A 17051-nucleotide genomic window follows, 5' to 3' on the forward strand; every position below is an offset into this window, starting at 1 on the left:
TGCTGCGCGCCTGGCGGCGGCTCGCGTGGTGGCTGGACGGCGTGGTGGCCACGCCCCGGCTGCGGCTGGCGGCGCTGCTGCTGCTGGACGGCTGGACGCAGGACGGGGTGCGGCAGGCCTATTCGGGCGGCCAGTATGCGCCCGAGGCGCTGACGGCGGCGGAGCGGGGGGCGCTGGCGCGGCTGGCGGGCCACACGCTCGATCACCCGGCGATGCCCGACGCGGTGCGGCTCGAACTGCCGGACTGGATCTATCCGCTGCTCGCCGCGCAATACGGTCCGGCGCTGCCGGCCGAGGCGGCGGCGTGGCTGACGGAGGCGCCGCTCGACCTGCGCGCCAACCTGCTGAAGACGACGCGCGAGGCGGCGCGGGCGGCGCTGGCGGCCGAGGGGATCGAGGCGGTGCCGACGCCGCTCTCGCCCTGGGGCCTGCGCATCGCCGGGCGGCTGCCGGTGACGACGGGGGCGGCGTTCCGCGACGGGCTGGTGGAGATCCAGGACGAGGGCAGCCAGATCGTCGCCCTGCTGGCCGACGCGCGGCCGGGACAGCGTGTGGCCGATATCTGCGCGGGCGCGGGCGGCAAGACGCTGGCGCTGGCGATGACGATGGAGAACCGCGGCCACATCGTCGCCTGTGACGTCTCCGCGCCGCGGCTGGACGGGGCGGTGCGGCGGCTGCGCCGGGCGGGGGCGCACAACGTCGAGCGGCATCTGTTCGTGCCGGGCGACAAATGGGCCAAGCGCCGGGCGGGGACGTTCGACCGGGTGCTGGTCGATGCGCCCTGCACCGGCACCGGCACGTGGCGGCGCAATCCGGACGCGCGGCTGCGGCTGTCGGCGCAGGATCTGGCGGAGCTGACGGTGCGGCAGGCGGCGATCCTGGATGATGCCGCGGGACTGGTTCGCAAGGGCGGGCGTCTGATCTACGCTACGTGCTCCGTGCTCGATGCGGAGGACGAAGCGACCGTGTCCGCCTTTCTCGACCGCCATCCCGGCTTCCGCCCGCTGCCGCCCGCCGCGGCGTGGCCGGAGGCGCCCGCCGGCCTCGGCGCCGGCCCGTATCTGCGCCTGACGCCCGCGCGCCACGGCACGGACGGGTTCTTCGCCGCCGTGCTGGAACGGACCCCGTGATCACGCTGCGCCGCGCCCGGCCGGGCGATGCGGTGGCGATCGGCGCCGTGCATGTCGCCGTCTGGCGCAACTCCTATCCGGGGCTGGTGCCGGACGACTACCTCGCCGGCCTGTCGGTGCCGCGGCAGGCGGCCCATTACGAGAGCATCATCCGCGGCGGCGGCGGCGGCATCTATGTCGCGACCGCGTCCGGCCTGGATGTGCCGAACGGCGGGTCGGCGCGGATCGTGGGCTTCGTCACCGCCGTCCGTGCCCGGGCGGGCGCGATGGCGGACCCGCGCCTCGGCGACGGGGAGATCGAGACGCTCTATGTCCTCGACGACTGGCGCGAGCGGGGCATCGGCCGGCGGTTGATGCGGGCGGCGGCCAACAGCCTCGCCGAGTCGGGATGCCGGTCGGTCTATCTGTGGGTGCTGCGCGACAACCCGAGCCGCTGGTTCTACCGCAGGCTGGGCGGCGAGGCGGTGGCGGAAAGCCCGATCAGCGTCGCCGGCCGGCCGCTGGTGCAGACCGCCTTTGCCTGGGACCCGATCGACAAGCTGCTGCAGGCCTCGCCGCTCGCGTCCTGAGCCCGCCGGCGCACTTGCGTCCCGCCTGCCTGCGTGCTGCTAGACCTCGGGGATGAACACCGCCCCCGATCCCGCCGATCCCGTGGCAGGCCTTGCCGCCGAACGGGTCCTCATCCTCGATTTCGGCAGCCAGGTGACGCAGCTGATCGCGCGCCGGCTGCGCGAGGCGGGCGTCTATTGCGAGATCTGGCCCTATACCGCCGACGCCGCCCGCGCCGCCGCCTTTGCCCCGCGCGGCGTGATCCTGTCGGGCGGGCCCGCGAGCGTGACGGAGGCGGACGCGCCGCGCATCCCGGGCTGGGTGCTGGACGCGGGGGTGCCCGTCCTCGGCATCTGCTACGGCGAGCAGGCGCTGTGCGCGCAGCTGGGCGGCGAGGTCGCGGGATCGGACCACCGCGAGTTCGGCCGCGCGGTGATCGAGATCGTCGACGACTGCCCGCTGTTCGCCGGCGTGTGGGCGCGCGGCGCGCGCGAGACGGTGTGGATGAGCCACGGCGACCGGGTGACGCGCCTGCCGCCCGGCTTCCGCGCCGTCGGCGTGTCCGAGGGCGCGCCGTTCGCCGCCATCGCCGACGACGCGCGGCGCCTGTACGGCGTGCAGTTCCACCCGGAGGTCGTGCACACGCCGCACGGCGCGCAGCTGCTGCGCAACTTCACGCACGGCGTGTGCGGCCTGTCGGGCACGTGGACGATGGCCGGCTTCCGCGACGCGGAGATCGCGCGCATCCGCGCACAGGTGGGGGACGCGCGGGTGATCTGCGGCCTGTCGGGCGGCGTTGATTCCGCCGTCGCGGCGGCGCTGATCCATGCCGCGATCGGCCCGCAGCTGACCTGCATCTTCGTCGATCACGGCCTGCTGCGCGCGGGCGAGGCGGCGCAGGTGGTGGAGACGTTCCGCGACCGCTTCAACATGCGGCTGGTGCATCGCGACGCGGGCGACCTGTTCCTCGGCGCGCTGGCGGGGGTCACGGACCCCGAGGTCAAGCGCAAGACGATCGGCCGGCTGTTCGTCGAGGTGTTCGAGGAGGAGGCGCAGCGCCTGGGCGGCGCCGACTACCTGGCGCAGGGGACGCTGTATCCCGACGTGATCGAGAGCGTGAGCGTGACCGGCGGCCCGAGTGTGACGATCAAGAGCCACCACAATGTCGGCGGCCTGCCGGAGCGGATGCGCATGCGCCTGATCGAGCCGCTGCGCGAGCTGTTCAAGGACGAGGTGCGCGCGCTGGGCCGCGAACTGGGCCTGCCGGAGGCGATCGTCGGGCGGCATCCGTTCCCCGGGCCGGGGCTCGCGATCCGTATCCCCGGCCCGGTGGACGCGGAGCTTGTCGCGATCCTGCAGCGGGCGGATGCGATCTTCCTCGAGGAGATACGGGCGGCGGGGCTGTACGACGCGATCTGGCAAGCCTTCGCCGTGCTGCTGCCGGTGCGCAGCGTGGGCGTGATGGGCGACGGCCGCACCTATGACCGCGTGTGCGCGCTGCGCGCGGTCACGAGCACGGACGGGATGACGGCGGACATCTACCCGTTCGACATGGCGTTCCTGTCGCGCGTCGCGGGCCGCATCGTCAACGAGGTGCGGGGGATCAACCGCGTGACGTACGACATCACGAGCAAGCCGCCGGGGACGATCGAGTGGGAGTGAATTAGGGTGGTTTCAAACCGTCCCGCTCCGTGCCGGACATCGCATGAACTCTTTGACCGAGAAGGATTACGAGACAAGGCGGCTACATTGCCGGCGAAATATTGATGTTCCGGAAGGTGGCGGAACTTCTCAAGATCAATGACAGACCGCCTACTAGCCCATCTTTCTATCGAACAACAAACCGAAAAATCGTCTAGAGAATCGAAAGGTCTCAAGAACGAATTAATGCTGTGCGCTATCTACAAGCAGAAACGGCATTGAAGCGGACATTATGTTCAGGGCTATTTTCGATAGAGCGTTAAAGGGAGGATCGTCATGACATTCTTCGCCATCAGGGGAAGCCGAAATCTAACGCCCGAGGAGTTCCTGGCGCATCTCGCGCTTGCGATCAGGCTGGAAAATGTCGGCGTGCTGCTTGGTGCCGGGGCCTCCAAAGGCGTCGGCGGCATGATCATGTCGGACGTGTGGGCGCTGCTAGAGAATGACTACGCTGACCGAATCCGGTTCCTTAGGAAAAACAAGTTTCTTGCGGACGGCGAGCCGGGCAATGTCGAACTCTTGCTCGACCGGCTGGAAATCGCCTGTTTGGACGGCGAACGAACCGGCGCTGATCTGACCAAGTTGAAGGCGGCGCGGCACGCCCTGCGCAAGGTTGTGTTGCGAGCCGCCATTTTGGACGAAAAGCTATGGTCGGAGCCGGACCAGGCGATCCTGAACCCCAAACTTTCGGGCCACATAAGGCTTGTGTCCCGCCTGGCCGGAAATCGCCAACCCGGTCAGGCCGCGCCGTGGGCGTTCACGACCAACTACGACCTTGCACTGGAATGGTCGGCCGAGGCGCTGGGCCTTCATTGCGTCAACGGCTTTTCGGGAACGCACGACCGCGCTTTCCGGCCGAGCAGTTTCGACCTTGGTCTTCGCAACGTGCAGGCGCGCGGCGAAGCGCGCTTCGGCACATACAACCTCTATCTTGGCAAGCTGCACGGCTCGATTTCATGGACCACGAGCAAGTCTGGGAGCGTGTGCGAATTGCCCAGCGCCAGCGTGAAGCCACTGGTGGATCAGTTCATCGCGTCCGATCAGCCGGACAACTGGCCGGGTTTCATGATCTTCCCCGGCGCGTCGAAATTCGTTCAGACCACTGCGTTCGTATATGGCGAGGTCATTCGCCGCTTCACCGAATTTCTGTCCCGTCCGAACACCTGCCTTATTGTCAATGGCTACGGATTTAGCGACGACCACATCAATCGGCTTATCGTTTCGGCGCTACAGAACCCGACCCTGCAACTCATCATCTACCTTCCAGAGATCGACCGTTTGGGCATTTGCGACACGCTCGCCGCGACCGGCGAGGCGATCAGACCCAACGAGCAGCTTAAGCGCCTGCTGCTTGCGCAGCTTCCACAGGTGACGGTGCGCGGCTTCGGGGCTGGAGGCTTCTTCGACGCACTGGCGAATGACCTACCCGAACCGGCCATGCTGGATGAGGTGTCGGAACGTGCGCGTCAGCTTGAAGTGCTGCTCAAGCAGGTCACGAGCATTCAGGTGTCGAAGAAACCCGCCGGGAGTGCGGACGGAGGAGAAGCGGTGACCGCTGCCGAAGCTGCACCTGCATCCGGCAACTGCTCCGAGGAATTGCTTCGATGAGTTCCCGTCGCCCCATCGGATATGTGGTTGAGATCGACGGGCCGCAGCTTCTGGTCAATCTGCTTGAGGATTCCCGTGGTCACGTTGCCGGCCACCGCGACGGCTTATCGACCGTAGAGCAGCCGGGCGATTTGGTCGGTATTGACGCCGGGGCCGAGACAATCATTCTTCGGATCATGACGGTTGCGTTCGCGGAGCCGCGCGAAGTCCATGCCACAGGACGCGGGCGATCCTCGCATGTTCCTCAAGAGCCGTTACGCCAGCTTCGCGGCCGGGTTGTCGGGTTTCTGGCGAAGCGCGACGGCAGGCTGGCGTTTTCGCCGCAGGAATGGCGGCTGCCCGTTCTTGGCGCGAGCGTTTATCCGCTTTCCGACATCGAAACCGTGGCGACTATCGGCGCGAACGGCATCGAGGCCGAACAGATCAGGCTGGGCGCGGATTCGCGGAACCGGGCGGTTGAGGTCTGCGCCAACATCGACCAAGTGCTGGGCCGTCACATGGCGATCCTTGGTTCGACGGGCCAAGGCAAAACCCACTTCGTTGCAGCGGTGCTGCAACAGCTTGTGCGCCTGCCCAAGTCGCGGATCGTTGTGTTTGACGTGAACGGCGAATATACACCCGCCTTTGCCCATCTCGAACAGCGCGTGAAGATCACGCAGTTAGGCGGCCCCAATGGCGGGCTTCGGATTCCGTACTATGCCCTTGGTCGGCATGGCCTATCTCGGTTGCTGATACCGAGCGAGAAAGCGCAGATGCCGACTCTACGCTTTGCGATTGAGCATCTGCGTTTCGTAGAAGCGGACGCCCGCGGCGCGAAGCCGGTCGGCGGGCAGGCTAACGTCCTTTTCGACGACTGCCACACCGGCAATCCTGCGCAAGCCAATCAGGCGATTTCCGCGATAAGGGCAGGAACATCGCCTTTGGCAAATCAGTGGCCGCACATGCGCGCATTATCCTGCCTTGCCACAGAATGGTATGTGCTTTCGCCGGGCAGGAATGGCGTCGAACGAAATGCCTTCCAGTATGGCCATATTCAGTCAATGATTAATCGCATACGCGGCCTGATCGAAGACCCGCAATTCACATCGGTTGTCGAGATCGCTGGGGGCGATGGATTGGTGCATCCATTGAGCATGGACGCCGAATGTGCTGCGCTCGTTCGGGCAGTGTTTGGACCGCCTGTCTTCGGCCAAAATGATTGGTCGGTTCACATCGTCGATCTTAGCCACCTGACCCAGGATCTTATGCCGTTCGTCCTCGGTTCGCTGCTTGAGATGTTCGCCGCCGAAATCTTCAAACGCGGTCCCGGCAATACCCATCCGACCATGCTGGCCCTGGAAGAAGCCCACCACTACCTGCGCCAGCTGCCCGGTGAGTCCGATGGTGGGCAGCAGGCGCTGGCCTACGAGCGGCTGGCCAAGGAAGGGCGCAAGTTCGGCCTCTCCCTCCTCATCAGCACCCAGCGTCCATCCGAGGTTTCGCCAACCGTCCTGTCGCAATGCGGCACATGGGCTGTATTCCGACTTAACAACGAAGCCGATCAGCGCGCGGTCGCGTCGGCGGCGGAAACGGTGGGCGTGAACGTATCTCGCCAGCTTGCAGGGCTTGGTCGAGGCGAGGCGATCATTTTTGGGGCAGCGTTGCCCGTTCCAACAAGACTGGCCGTAAGCAGACCCAACCCCGAGCCGGACTCGAAAGACCCACCCTTCCTGCAAGAGTGGTCGGCCTAAAGCGGTAGCCGATCATTTTGGATCGTATCCGGCAGCGGCGAGTATTTCGTGCACCCGTCGGCGGGTAAACGCAATATGCCTGTCCGAATTACTGTGCGCGGGTTGGCATTCGTAGAGTAAAGCACGTCATTCTGCCCTCGGACGTCACGTTTATTACCCCGCCATGCGCCCTGGCGATTTCCGAACAGATGTAGAGGCCAAGGCCAAGACCGCCGCGGTTCCCGCGGTCTTTCCCTCGGAAAAAGGGCTGGAAGAGCTTTTCAAGGGCTGCGGGTTCGATGGGATCTCCGGAGTTTTCCACGGACAGTTCGAATGTGCGGGAGCCGGCCCGGGCGCGAACCCGAATTGGCCGATCCGGTGCCCCATGGACAATGGCGTTGCCCAGGAGATTGGAGAGGAGCTGGCCAATCCGCTGCCGGTCGCATTCCACCGGCTCCTGCAGGTCGATGTCGACCTTGATATCGCGCCCCGGATGAATATTCCTGAGTTCATCGATGACCTGGCGAAGGACAGGCTCCAGTGGCTTTTCGCCGTCGCGCACGGCGACAAAGCCGCCGCCCAGGCGACCGCGTGCGAAGTCGAGCACGTTTTCGATTAACTCGGACATACGGAAGATGCTTCGCTCCATATGCGCCGCAATTTCGGATGCCCTTTCGGGATGACGCACCAGGACCTGTGTACCTGCGGCGACAGACGCGAGCGGATTTCGCAGATCGTGCCCGAGGACGGCAATGAACTGGTCGCGCAGTTCGGCATCCTCCTGCTGTCGAGCCAGTCTTTGTTCCTGCGCCAGCTTGCGCTCCGTGATGTCGATCGCGGTGCCGATCACGCGCTTGCACCGGCCGGTCTCGTCAAACACCCCGCGTCCCTTGGCTGCCACCCAGCGGACGATGCCGTCTTCTTTGCCGATCGTGCGGTATTCGACGTCGTAGAGTTCGCGCCGGGCGGGGTCGGCGGCCCTGATATAGACCGCAGATACGCGGTCGCGGTCGTCCGGATGGAGGCCCTTGAAGAAGTCGTCCATTGTCACGGGCGCGTCGGCTGAAATGCCGAACATCGCCTTCACGCGAGGCGGCCAGAACAGCTCGCCGAGCCCGTCCTCGACATCCCACCATCCGATATCGGCGGCTTCGGTCGCCAATCGCAGCCGTTCCTCGGCAGCCAGAAGTTCGGCGCCTGTCTGTTCGATCTTCGCGACATACATACGCGCCTGGAGCTGTCGGCGTCGGCTTCTGAGCGCACTTTGCACAGCGGAAAGAAACGTCAGCGGGCGGAAGGGTCGTTCCAGGAAAGTGACGTTGCCCAGCGCGGCCATCAGGCGAAGCGCCTTACGGCTGCCTTGTGGTCCGCCGCCGTGTTCCGTGATGATGATGATCGGCAGATCGGACCACGAGGGCTGTCCATCGATCCAGGTAAACAAGGGATTGATGTCGGCTGTTTCGACCGCTTCCTGCGCGATGACGACACAGCCGGCGCCCGCGTCAAGTTCGGCAACAAGATCGGCGAGCGACGAGCAGATCGCGGCCCTCACGCCTGCGTCGGCGAGGATACCAGCCGCGATGGAACTATCCCGCCCGAACGGGGTCATGATCAGCGCCCGCTCGTCGTCCGGGCCATGCCCCGCGATGTGCGGCTCGCTCATTCGTTCGACAGATGTGTCCGTGGGTCCGATGTCCCGGTATAAATCGGCACCCCGCTCATCACGCCTTCGAACTCCGTGAGAGGTGATCCGAGCTGAAAGCCACTCTCCGTAATACGGAACTCCCGAATTGTGTCCTCATGACTTCCGGTCCGCTTTTTGATGACCGAGAGCGCGCGTAACATCCGCCCGCGCGATTCAAAGTACCGCAGAAGAAGCACGGCGTCCGACAGGTAGGTCACGTCAAAGGGCGAGCGCATGTCGCCGACGACCCCGTGTTGTGCGACTGTCAGGAACGTCGATACGCCGCGACGATTCAAATACATCAGCAATTCGTGCATATGCAGCAGGAGAAATCTCTCGTCCGGCATCGCCATGTGATAGCCGTTGAGGCTGTCAATGACGACCGTCAGCGCATGGTGCTTTTCGATGCAGGTTCGGACCGTATGCGCGAATTCCCCAGGTGACAGTTCAGCGGCGTCAACCTGGACAAGCATCAGTGCGCCGCTGTCCCGCATCGCTTTCAGGTCGATGCCGAGATGCGCCGCGCGGGCAGTGAGCAGCCCGATGTCCTCGTCGAACGCAAACATCGCCGCGCGTTCGCCACGCGAGACGGCCTGCTTGAGGAATTGCAACGTCAGCAGCGACTTGCCGATGCCGGATGGCCCGAGAATCAACGCGGACGAGCCGCGCTCCAGGCCGCCACCCAGCAAAGCGTCGAGCTCGACGATGCCCGATTGAAGTTGATCGCGTCCAAAGTTGCGATGGTGTTCGGCCGCAACCAAGCGAGGGAAAACCCGCAGGCCGCCATGGGCGAGCACAACATCGTGAAAGCCGCCTCGGAACGCTTGCCCCCGGCATTTGACGACGCGCAACCGACGACGCTCGGCGCCGTATTCCGGCGCGACTTCTTCCAGCTGGAGCACCCCATGCGCGATGCTGTGAGCCGTTCGCTCTGATGGATCAGCGGTCAAATCGTCCAGGAAAAGCACCGAGGCGCCGTGTCGCGAGAAGTAGTGCTTCAAGGCAAGGAGTTGCCGTCTGTAGCGCAACGAAGATTGTGCCAGAAGGCGTATTTCAGACAGGCTATCGAACACGACGCGCAGGGGCTTCGTGCGTTCGATTGCTTCGATGATGGACCGCGTCGTCTCACCCAATTCGAGATCAGAGGAATAAAGGAGACTCTGCTGCTGCTTTTCGTCCAAAAGACTTTCGGGGGGAAGAAGCTCGAATACGTCGATGCCGTCCAGATCCCAGCCATGTGAGGCGGCACCCGTTCGCAGCTCGTCCTCGGTTTCAGCGAGCGTGATGTAGAGGCATTTCTCGCCGTTCCGCGCACCGTCGATGAGAAACTGGAGCGCCAGCGTGGTCTTGCCCGTTCCGGGTTGCCCCTCGACCAGATACAGCCGGTTCCGGCGGTAGCCGCCGACGAGCACGTTGTCCAAGCCCTCGATGCCGCTGCCCACAGTCTCGGAGAGGGTGACAGCCGTCTCACCGCTGCTCATTTTCTGCCTCTCCGGGTTGAACTTGCTTTGGCTTTTGTCTCCTGTGCCAGCGCCGTGTCGGAGGGGGCCGACGTGGATGCACGGAAACCAGCTTGTTTTTGGGCGACGTAGCTCCGCATGAAGTCCCGGAGGATGGACCCCGCCGGACGGTCTTCTCGCGCTGCTACCTCCAGGAAGGCACGTTTCAGGTCTCCGTCCACCCGAAAGTTGAAACTGTCGAGCTTGAGGTGTGCGCTCAGTCGAGGCATGGCCGCATCTAACCCGGCTTTAAGTGCAATTACAATGCAGCACCGGAACTCCGTTCCCATCTGGAGAGTCGACGCGCTAGTGCGGCTATCGGGTTGGGAAAGCTATGGTTTGGTTACTTGCTCGTGGTGGACGGGTGACCGGTATCCGATGGCAGGGGCAACCGCACTGGATTATGTGACCTTCGATTGTGCAGACATGGATGGCGCCTTACAACTGGCCCCACCGGATGAGAGGATAGGCGGCAGTCTTCGCGTCGTCGGTGACCTTTGTCTTGCCGTGCTTTGGGATGCCGCCGCGGACTCCCGGGCGGCCGTCTGGCGTTTCTGCCACGGCCGTGGTGTCAGCGGACCGCGATGCGTTGCTGCTCGACACGCTCGGGCGGCAGACACAACCCAGGCGGGTGTCCGCCCTCGCCGTGGCAAAAGGTTTCCTGCGACACGACATGTGGCGCTGCTGTCGTGGCAGGGAGAAGCCGAGCAAGTGCCAGCCTAGAGGATCAGGGCCGGGTGCGGCGGGCGTGTTGGCTATGCCGTTCCAGCTGGCGGCAGCGCGGTCGGCGGCTGCCTGAGTACGGTTTCGACGAAATCGGCAAAGGCGCGTGCCTTGGCGCTGGCCAGCCGGCCGCTCGGGAAGACCGCCCATAGGTCGACGGGCGGAAGCGCCCAGTCCGTCAGCACGCGGACGACGGCGCCGCTCGCCAGTTCCGGGGCGAACATCCAGTCGGAGTTGATTGTCAGCCCCATGTCCGCGAGCACCGCCGCGCGGATCCCTTCGGCGGCGCTGACCCGGACGCGGCCGCGGAGGGCGACCGATGCCTCGGCGCCGTCCTTTCGGAACACCCAGTCGTTGTCGAGCTGGCTGTAGACGATCGCCTCATGCGCGGCGAGCTGGGCCGGCAGGGTCGGCATCCCGGCGAGCGCAAAATAGGCGGGTGTCGCGATGACGGATCGGCGCCCGCGCGCGAGCCGCCTTGCCACTGCCGCGGAATCCGACATTTGGCCCATCCGCAGCGACACGTCGACGCCCTCGGACACGAGGTCGATGAGGCGGTCGTCGAGGACGATGTCGATTTGCAGATCCGGATGCCGGGCGAGGAAGCCCGGCAGATGCGGCACGACTAGAAGCCGCGCGAACGTGGTTGCGGCCGACACGCGCAGCTGACCGGTCAGGCCCGCGCCGGCGCCGCGTGCCTCCAGTTCCGCCTCGTCGGCTTCGTGGATCGCCGTCCTGGCGCGCTCGTAAAAGCGCAGCCCGGCGTCGGTCGGCGTCAGGCCGTGGGTCGAACGCACCAGCAGCCGCACCTGAAGCCGGTCCTCAAGCTGCGCGACGATCTTGGAGATCGCCGGTTGCCCGACGCCGATCTGCCGGGCGGCCGCCGAGAACGACCCGGTCTCCACGACGCGCACATAGGCTGCCATCGCCTGCAGTCGGTCCATCGCGGTTGTGTCTCCGTGGGAATAAGCACTATCCCCGGACGGCGGCTGCCGCAACATGGCGGGAATGGCGATCCTGCTCGCCAACGGTGTTCCACGGAGACAGTCATGACGCTGCAAGCCAGGCTCGACGCCTTCAAGACCGATTTCGAGGCGGGCAAGCCGCCCTACAACGTGCCGCACTCGGTCATCGAGACGATGCACCGGGCGACGGACGAATTGATCGCCTCCGGCGCGGCCCGCCATGCGCTGAAGGTGGGCGACACGGCGCCGGCCTTCATGCTGGCCGACCCCGAGGGACGGATCGTCTCGCTGGACGCGTTACTGTCCAAGGGGCCGCTGATCATCAGCTTCTACCGGGGCGTCTGGTGCCCGTATTGCAACATGGAGCTTCAGGCGCTGCAGGCGGCGCTGCCGCAGTTCGAGGAGCTCGGCGCGAGCCTTGTCGCGATCTCGCCGCAGACCCCGGTTAACAGCCGCAAGTCCGTGCGGCAGAACAACCTGTCGTTTCCCATCCTGTCGGACCCGCGCAACGATGTCGCCGCCGCGTTCGGCCTGCGGTTCAGGCTGCCGGACTATCTGGTCGATCTGTATCAGTCGCTGAAGAACGACCTGCCGGCCTTCAACGGCGATCCGGGGTGGACGCTGCCCATGCCGGGGCGCTTCGTCGTCGGCCGGGACGGGGTGGTGCTCTATGCCGAGGTGAACCCCGACTACACAAGGCGTCCCGAACCGGAGGACATGCTGCCGGCGCTGCGCCGCGCCGCCCCCCGCGCCGCCTGATCGACCCCGCCTTCCCGGCCGGCCCCGCCCGCGAGGCGCGGGGCCGGGCCGGGTCGTTGAATGAAGCCGGTTTCCTAGGCGTTCAGCGACTTTCGCCCGCTGACGAACGGATTGTTGCGCAGGTAGAACCGCAGCGGGCGGTCGGTGTCCCGCGAGATGCCGATCCTGATGCCCCGGCCGATGTCGCCGGGTTCGCGCTCGTCGTCGCCAAGCCAAAGCGGGCCTGCGCGACAGAGATCGAGCCCGTCGAGCGAACGATCGATCCGCAGCGCCGCTGCGAGACGGCCCGGTCCGCGCGCCAGATCGCGCAGACGGTCGACGCCGCGATTGCGCTGCATGAACGCGATGCCTTCGAGCGGTTCGAGCGCCCGGATAAGGACGCCGGCGCCGATCCCGGCACTTTCGCTTGAGACATTCAACATGTCCGAACGGCCATACGCGACGTAGACATAGGCGTGCCCACGTTCGAGAAACAGCGAGCGGTTGCGGGCCGTCATCCCCCGGAACGCGTGACCGGCGGCGTCGCCGATGACGTAGGCCTCGGTCTCGACGATACGCCCCGCCGCGACCCCTTCAGGCAAGGTGCGCACCAGTTTCTTGCCGATCAGGTAGCGGGCGAGGCACGTCGTATCGATCGGCAAGTCCTGGCGCGCAAGGGGCCGGTCGGCGGTCATCCGGATTGCCGCGCGGTTTCAGGGCATCCGCTCGACCCATTGCGCGCGTGACGGCCCGGGTTCGAACGGATCGGCGAAATACTGGGTTTCGTGGACGACCTGTCCGTCGACGAACTCCATGATGCTGACCGTGTGGGACGGTCGTCCGTCATAGGTCAGGACGTATTCGGTGATCCAAAGGGCGCCCGCGCCGACGATCCGCCGCACCGTGAAGCGTTTTTGGTTCGGCTGCGCGGCGCGGGACGCCTCGATGTTCCGCCGTCCGCGGATGCGCTCGCCCGATTGCGGATAGTCGAGCACCGCGTCGTCCCGGTAGATCATATGCTCCGCCGCAAAGTCGTCCATGTCGGAGGCGGCCCAGTGATGATTGAGAGCGGCGCGGATCGCGTGATCGTCCATCTTGGGTCTCCCTGCCCATCGGCGCGGGTGTCGCGCCGTCGTGCGATGCGCCTGCCGTCGAAAATGCCTCCCGGATGGGGCGCGGGGTAAGGCGGAAGGTTGCCGGCGGGCTGCTAAGTGAAGCTCGCCTGATAGCTTGTCGCGATCAGTGAAACATGTTTCTCCAGCGGTGGCCGCAACTCGAATGCGCGGGTCTCTCGCGCGAAGTCCCATATCCGCACCAGCCGCCAGTCGTCACGATTCGCATCGGCGAACGTCAGTTCATTCCGCGTGATGTGAAATGGTGTACGCTCCCAGCCGTTGGTCGTCTTCACCTCGATCAGCCGGTTACTGCCGTCAACGTCGAAGCTCCGGATGTCATAGCCGGCGCCGTCACCGTCGACGTCCGACACCCAACGAATGTGATCGACGAGATCGCTTCGGCCCGCGGCAAGGAGAGTGGCGCGCTCATGGACAAGGACGCGCTCCTCGCCGGCGCGGCCGAGCGCCCGGTTCCGCGCGTCTCGCTGGGCGACGTCGTACTTCCGGGCGATCGCGGCCATCTGCTCGAGTTCCGCGGGTGGGAGCGCATTGCTGTGCGTCGGCGGCGGACCGATCCACAGCACCACGTCCTCCCGAAGCGCCGACGGCAACCGGCCCACTCCGACCCGCGCGGCTGGCGCGAGCCAGTCCGGGTATCGGTCGAGCCAACGCACGACCGAATCGACAAGTGATGCCTGGAAATTGAAGGCTGGCTTGTAGCCAAGGATCCAGGCCTCGCCGAGGCCTTTGAGCACGGCGCTGATGTTTTGATGCTTATACTCGATTGAGCCGCGGGGCCGGCCGATGATCGCACGCAACAGACGGTTATGCTCGGCCTTGCTGTACGGGCGGCCGGCAATGTCGTGCGCGAGCATCGCGAAATAATCCGCGACGACCGTGTCGTTCTCTTCGTCGGTCCAGTCACCTGGCATCAATGGACGCGCCGTTGACCTTTGAGCGCAGGCGCTCGCCCTCGACTTCCAGCCGGGCGCGCGTCTCGTCGTAACCGGCCTCGCAAAATCCGGTGAGTTTCTTGAACCAGTTCATGTCGTGTCTCCCCAGTGCCCCAAGGTAGCCGCGCGGGCACGCGGGCGGCGGGCACACGGGGGCCGAGCCTAGCGGACCGCGCGGGCGTGGCAAATGTAATGCGGAGGCGGAGAAGGGGCCATCCTGCTTTGCCGGCCGGGATCGGGTTCCGGCGCCGCGCACATGCTTGCGCCCGTGCCGCACGAGCCAAAGGACTATGCTGAATGTTGTTTCTCAGTGAAAAATACCCCGAAGCGGTCGGTTATGCGGCGGCGCGGTGGGCGGTGTGAGCGGGGGGCCGGCCCCTCAGGGTCAGCCCTTGAAGCAGTTTTCGCGATGCCAGCGGAGAAACGCCGGGTGCGGCCGGTCCGACGCGCGGGCCGGCGGGAAAATGCAGCCGGTGCCGTTGATCATCGCGCGAACGCTGTCGGGATCGTTGACGTGTCGCGAGACAAGGATGCGCCTGTCGTCGGCGACGCCGATCAGGCCGCGGTCGAACATCCAGTGCGCGGTGCCCGAGAGCGCGAGGCCGTTGCTCACGATGTCCGGTCCGTCGGCCTCGACGGGCCTGATATGGGCGGCCTCGACCTCCGCCCGGCCGCCGCCGTTGATCAATCGGAGCCCCGTGACGGCACAACGCGCGTCGTAGGCCGACACGACGATCTGGCGGAACACACGATCGCGCAGGGTGCGTGACGTCAGGTAGCGGGCACGGTCCTGAGTCTGGTCGATGTTGAATATCTCCTGCTCTTCCTGAAGGTTGGCCGGTGAGCCCGGGTCACCGATGCGGGGCGGCTGATCGGACGCGCCGGCCAGACCGAGGCCGACGATATGGTGGAAATCCGTGTCCGAGATCGGCCGGACCGCCGATTGCGCGCGTCCGGAGATGCGTCCGGCCTCGTTCAGGACGCTCCGCTCGACCACGCCGTCGGGGCCCGCGAACGGAACGGGATTGACGAACGGGAGATAGCTGCCGATCACCGCGAGGAACATGCCCGGCGCGTTCGGATCGGGGATCACGCGGGTGACCTTGGCAACCGCGAAGTAACCGCGCGTTCCGGGTATCTTGCGTGGCTCGTAATAGATGATCCAGCTGCCGATGCAGGCCTCGACCCGGCGGCGGTACTGGCCGGGGAACTGGTAACGTTGGTCCGGTCTGTCGTCATAGATCGAGTCGGGACGGTGGATGAAGACACCGAAGGTCATCGTCGCGTCGCTCCCGTCGAGGTCGCAAGACATCGCCCGGGCGGCCTGTCTGCCCGTAAGACATGATCGGCGACTATGACCGCGGACCGCCCGTGTCGCCACCGACGTGGTTCTGGCGGCGCGGGGGCATCATTCGGCAATCCTGATGATCCGTCGGAGGGCGCGGTGACCGCAGAAGCAACGGGCCTCACCGAGGTCGAGGCCCGGCGCCGGCTCGCGGCCTCCGGGCCGAACGCGATACCGGAGCGGCGGCGGCATCCGCTGCTGGTGTTGCTGGGCAAGGTGTGGGGCCCGATCCCGTGGATGCTGGAAGCGACGATCGTGCTGCAGCTTCTGCTCGGCAAGGGCGGCGAGGCGGCGGTCATCGCCCTGTTGCTGGTCGTCAACGCCGCGATCAGCTTCGTGGAGGAAGGCCGCGCGGGCAAGGCGCTGGAGCTGCTGCGCCATCGGCTGACGGCCACGGCGCGGGTGCTGCGCGACGGCGCGTGGCGGTCGGTGGCGTCGGCCGATCTGGTGGCGGGGGATGTCGTGCATCTGCGCATGGGCGATCTGTCGCCCGCCGACGTGCGGATCACCGAGGGCGCGATCCTGCTCGATCAATCCGCCCTGACCGGGGAATCGGTCGCCGTCGAGGCCGGTGCCGGCGCGATCGCCTATGCCGCCGCGATCGTGCGGCGGGGCGAGGCCACGGGCGAGGTCGTGGCGACCGGCCCGCGCACGTATTTCGGCAAGACGGCCGAACTGGTTCGCACCGCCCGGTCGACGAGCCATCTGGCGATGACGATCTTCCGCATCGTCCGCATCCTGATCTCGATCGACGCGGTGCTGATCGCGGCGCTGCTGGCCTATGCCGGGTGGGCGGGTCTGCCGCTGCGCGACGTGGTGCCGTTCGCGCTCATTCTGCTGGTCGCCTCGGTGCCGGTGGCGCTGCCGGCGACGTTCACGCTCGCGACCGCGCTGGGGGCGGCGGAACTCGCCCGATCCGGCGTGCTGCTGACGCGGCTGTCGGCGATCGAGGAAGCGGCGGGCATGGACGTGCTGTGCACGGACAAGACCGGCACGCTGACGGAAAACCGCCTCAGCCTCGCGGCGATGCACCGCATCGACGCGGCATCCGACGACGCCCTGTTGCGCTGCGCGGCGCTGGCCAGCGATCCGGCGACGCAGGACCCGATCGACCTCGCCATCCTGGGCGCCGCGGCGGCGCGCCGGCTGCTCGCCGATCCGCAGCCCCGGATCGCGTTCGAGCCGTTCGATCCGGCCACCCGCTATTCGCTCGGCCGGTATCGGGCGGGCGACGGGGAGGAGTGGGTCGTCAAGGGCGCGCCGGGCGCGGTCCGCGCGCTGATCGCGGGGGCGCCGGACGTCGCGGAGGCGATCGACGGCCTCGCGGCGTCC

General features: G+C 66.2%; 15 protein-coding genes. 7 read left to right on the forward strand and 8 right to left on the reverse strand.

Annotated features, from left to right (window positions below):
- The 5 genes from B8460_RS08135 to herA all read left to right on the forward strand — a co-directional run.
- Window positions 1–1130: RsmB/NOP family class I SAM-dependent RNA methyltransferase (locus tag B8460_RS08135; RefSeq protein WP_048861090.1), on the forward strand; the 1130-nt coding region annotated here is incomplete at its 5' end.
- A complete protein-coding gene (locus tag B8460_RS08140; protein WP_048861091.1) occupies window positions 1127–1699 on the forward strand; it encodes a GNAT family N-acetyltransferase in 573 nt (190 codons plus the stop codon). The genes B8460_RS08135 and B8460_RS08140, both read left to right, overlap by 4 nt.
- A gap of 52 nt (window positions 1700–1751) precedes the next feature.
- Window positions 1752–3341 (forward strand): glutamine-hydrolyzing GMP synthase, encoded by a 1590-nt coding sequence (gene guaA / locus B8460_RS08145; protein ID WP_048861092.1) that lies wholly within the window; start codon window positions 1752–1754, stop codon window positions 3339–3341.
- 315 nt (window positions 3342–3656) lie between these two features.
- Window positions 3657–4988, forward strand: coding sequence for an SIR2 family anti-phage-associated protein (locus tag B8460_RS08150; RefSeq protein WP_048861093.1), 1332 nt, complete (start codon window positions 3657–3659; stop codon window positions 4986–4988).
- 23 nt (window positions 4989–5011) lie between these two features.
- A complete protein-coding gene (gene herA, locus B8460_RS08155; protein ID WP_158322764.1) occupies window positions 5012–6718 on the forward strand; it encodes an anti-phage-associated helicase HerA in 1707 nt (568 codons plus the stop codon).
- 88 nt (window positions 6719–6806) lie between these two features.
- On the opposite strand, the gene B8460_RS08160 is transcribed toward herA, so the two are convergent.
- The 3 genes from B8460_RS08160 to B8460_RS08175 form a co-directional block, all read right to left on the reverse strand.
- Complete coding sequence (locus B8460_RS08160; RefSeq protein ID WP_052945178.1) at window positions 6807–8360, reverse strand: sensor histidine kinase; 1554 nt, start codon at window positions 8358–8360, stop codon at window positions 6807–6809.
- Window positions 8357–9862: an ATPase domain-containing protein gene (locus tag B8460_RS08165; protein ID WP_048861095.1), complete on the reverse strand. Its 1506-nt coding sequence runs from the start codon at window positions 9860–9862 to the stop codon at window positions 8357–8359. Before B8460_RS08165 ends, B8460_RS08160 begins: the two co-directional genes overlap by 4 nt.
- 773 nt (window positions 9863–10635) lie before the next feature.
- The gene (locus B8460_RS08175; protein WP_048861096.1) at window positions 10636–11547 is read right to left on the reverse strand and encodes a LysR family transcriptional regulator; all 912 of its coding nucleotides are present in this window, start codon (window positions 11545–11547) and stop codon (window positions 10636–10638) included.
- 105 nt (window positions 11548–11652) lie between these two features.
- Between B8460_RS08175 and B8460_RS08180 the strand changes: the two genes are divergently transcribed.
- Window positions 11653–12327: a peroxiredoxin-like family protein gene (locus B8460_RS08180; protein WP_048861097.1), complete on the forward strand. Its 675-nt coding sequence runs from the start codon at window positions 11653–11655 to the stop codon at window positions 12325–12327.
- Window positions 12328–12401: 74 nt separating this feature from the next.
- On the opposite strand, the gene B8460_RS08185 is transcribed toward B8460_RS08180, so the two are convergent.
- The 5 genes from B8460_RS08185 to B8460_RS08200 all read right to left on the reverse strand — a co-directional run bounded on the left by B8460_RS08185 (window position 12402) and on the right by B8460_RS08200 (window position 15653).
- Window positions 12402–13001 carry a DNA-3-methyladenine glycosylase gene (locus tag B8460_RS08185; protein WP_048861098.1) on the reverse strand — a complete coding sequence of 200 codons (600 nt, stop codon included), beginning with the start codon at window positions 12999–13001 and terminating at the stop codon, window positions 12402–12404.
- 18 nt (window positions 13002–13019) lie between these two features.
- Window positions 13020–13400, reverse strand: a complete 381-nt coding sequence (locus B8460_RS08190; protein WP_048861099.1) for a nuclear transport factor 2 family protein — start codon at window positions 13398–13400, stop codon at window positions 13020–13022.
- A 113-nt stretch (window positions 13401–13513) separates the two neighbouring features.
- Window positions 13514–14353: a DUF3883 domain-containing protein gene (locus B8460_RS08195; RefSeq protein ID WP_048861100.1), complete on the reverse strand. Its 840-nt coding sequence runs from the start codon at window positions 14351–14353 to the stop codon at window positions 13514–13516.
- Entirely contained in the window at window positions 14343–14468 is a 126-nt protein-coding gene (locus tag B8460_RS23610) for a hypothetical protein (RefSeq protein WP_277813952.1), read from the reverse strand. Before B8460_RS23610 ends, B8460_RS08195 begins: the two co-directional genes overlap by 11 nt.
- Window positions 14469–14759: 291 nt before the next feature.
- Window positions 14760–15653: an HNH endonuclease gene (locus B8460_RS08200; protein WP_048861103.1), complete on the reverse strand. Its 894-nt coding sequence runs from the start codon at window positions 15651–15653 to the stop codon at window positions 14760–14762.
- 165 nt (window positions 15654–15818) lie between these two features.
- Here B8460_RS08200 and B8460_RS08205 point away from each other — a divergent pair.
- On the forward strand, window positions 15819–17051 hold a 1233-nt coding region (locus B8460_RS08205; RefSeq protein WP_048861101.1), incomplete at its 3' end, for an HAD-IC family P-type ATPase.

Origin of the sequence: Acidisphaera rubrifaciens HS-AP3 (assembly GCF_000964365.1) — a bacterium.
GTDB lineage: Bacteria > Pseudomonadota > Alphaproteobacteria > Acetobacterales > Acetobacteraceae > Acidisphaera > Acidisphaera rubrifaciens.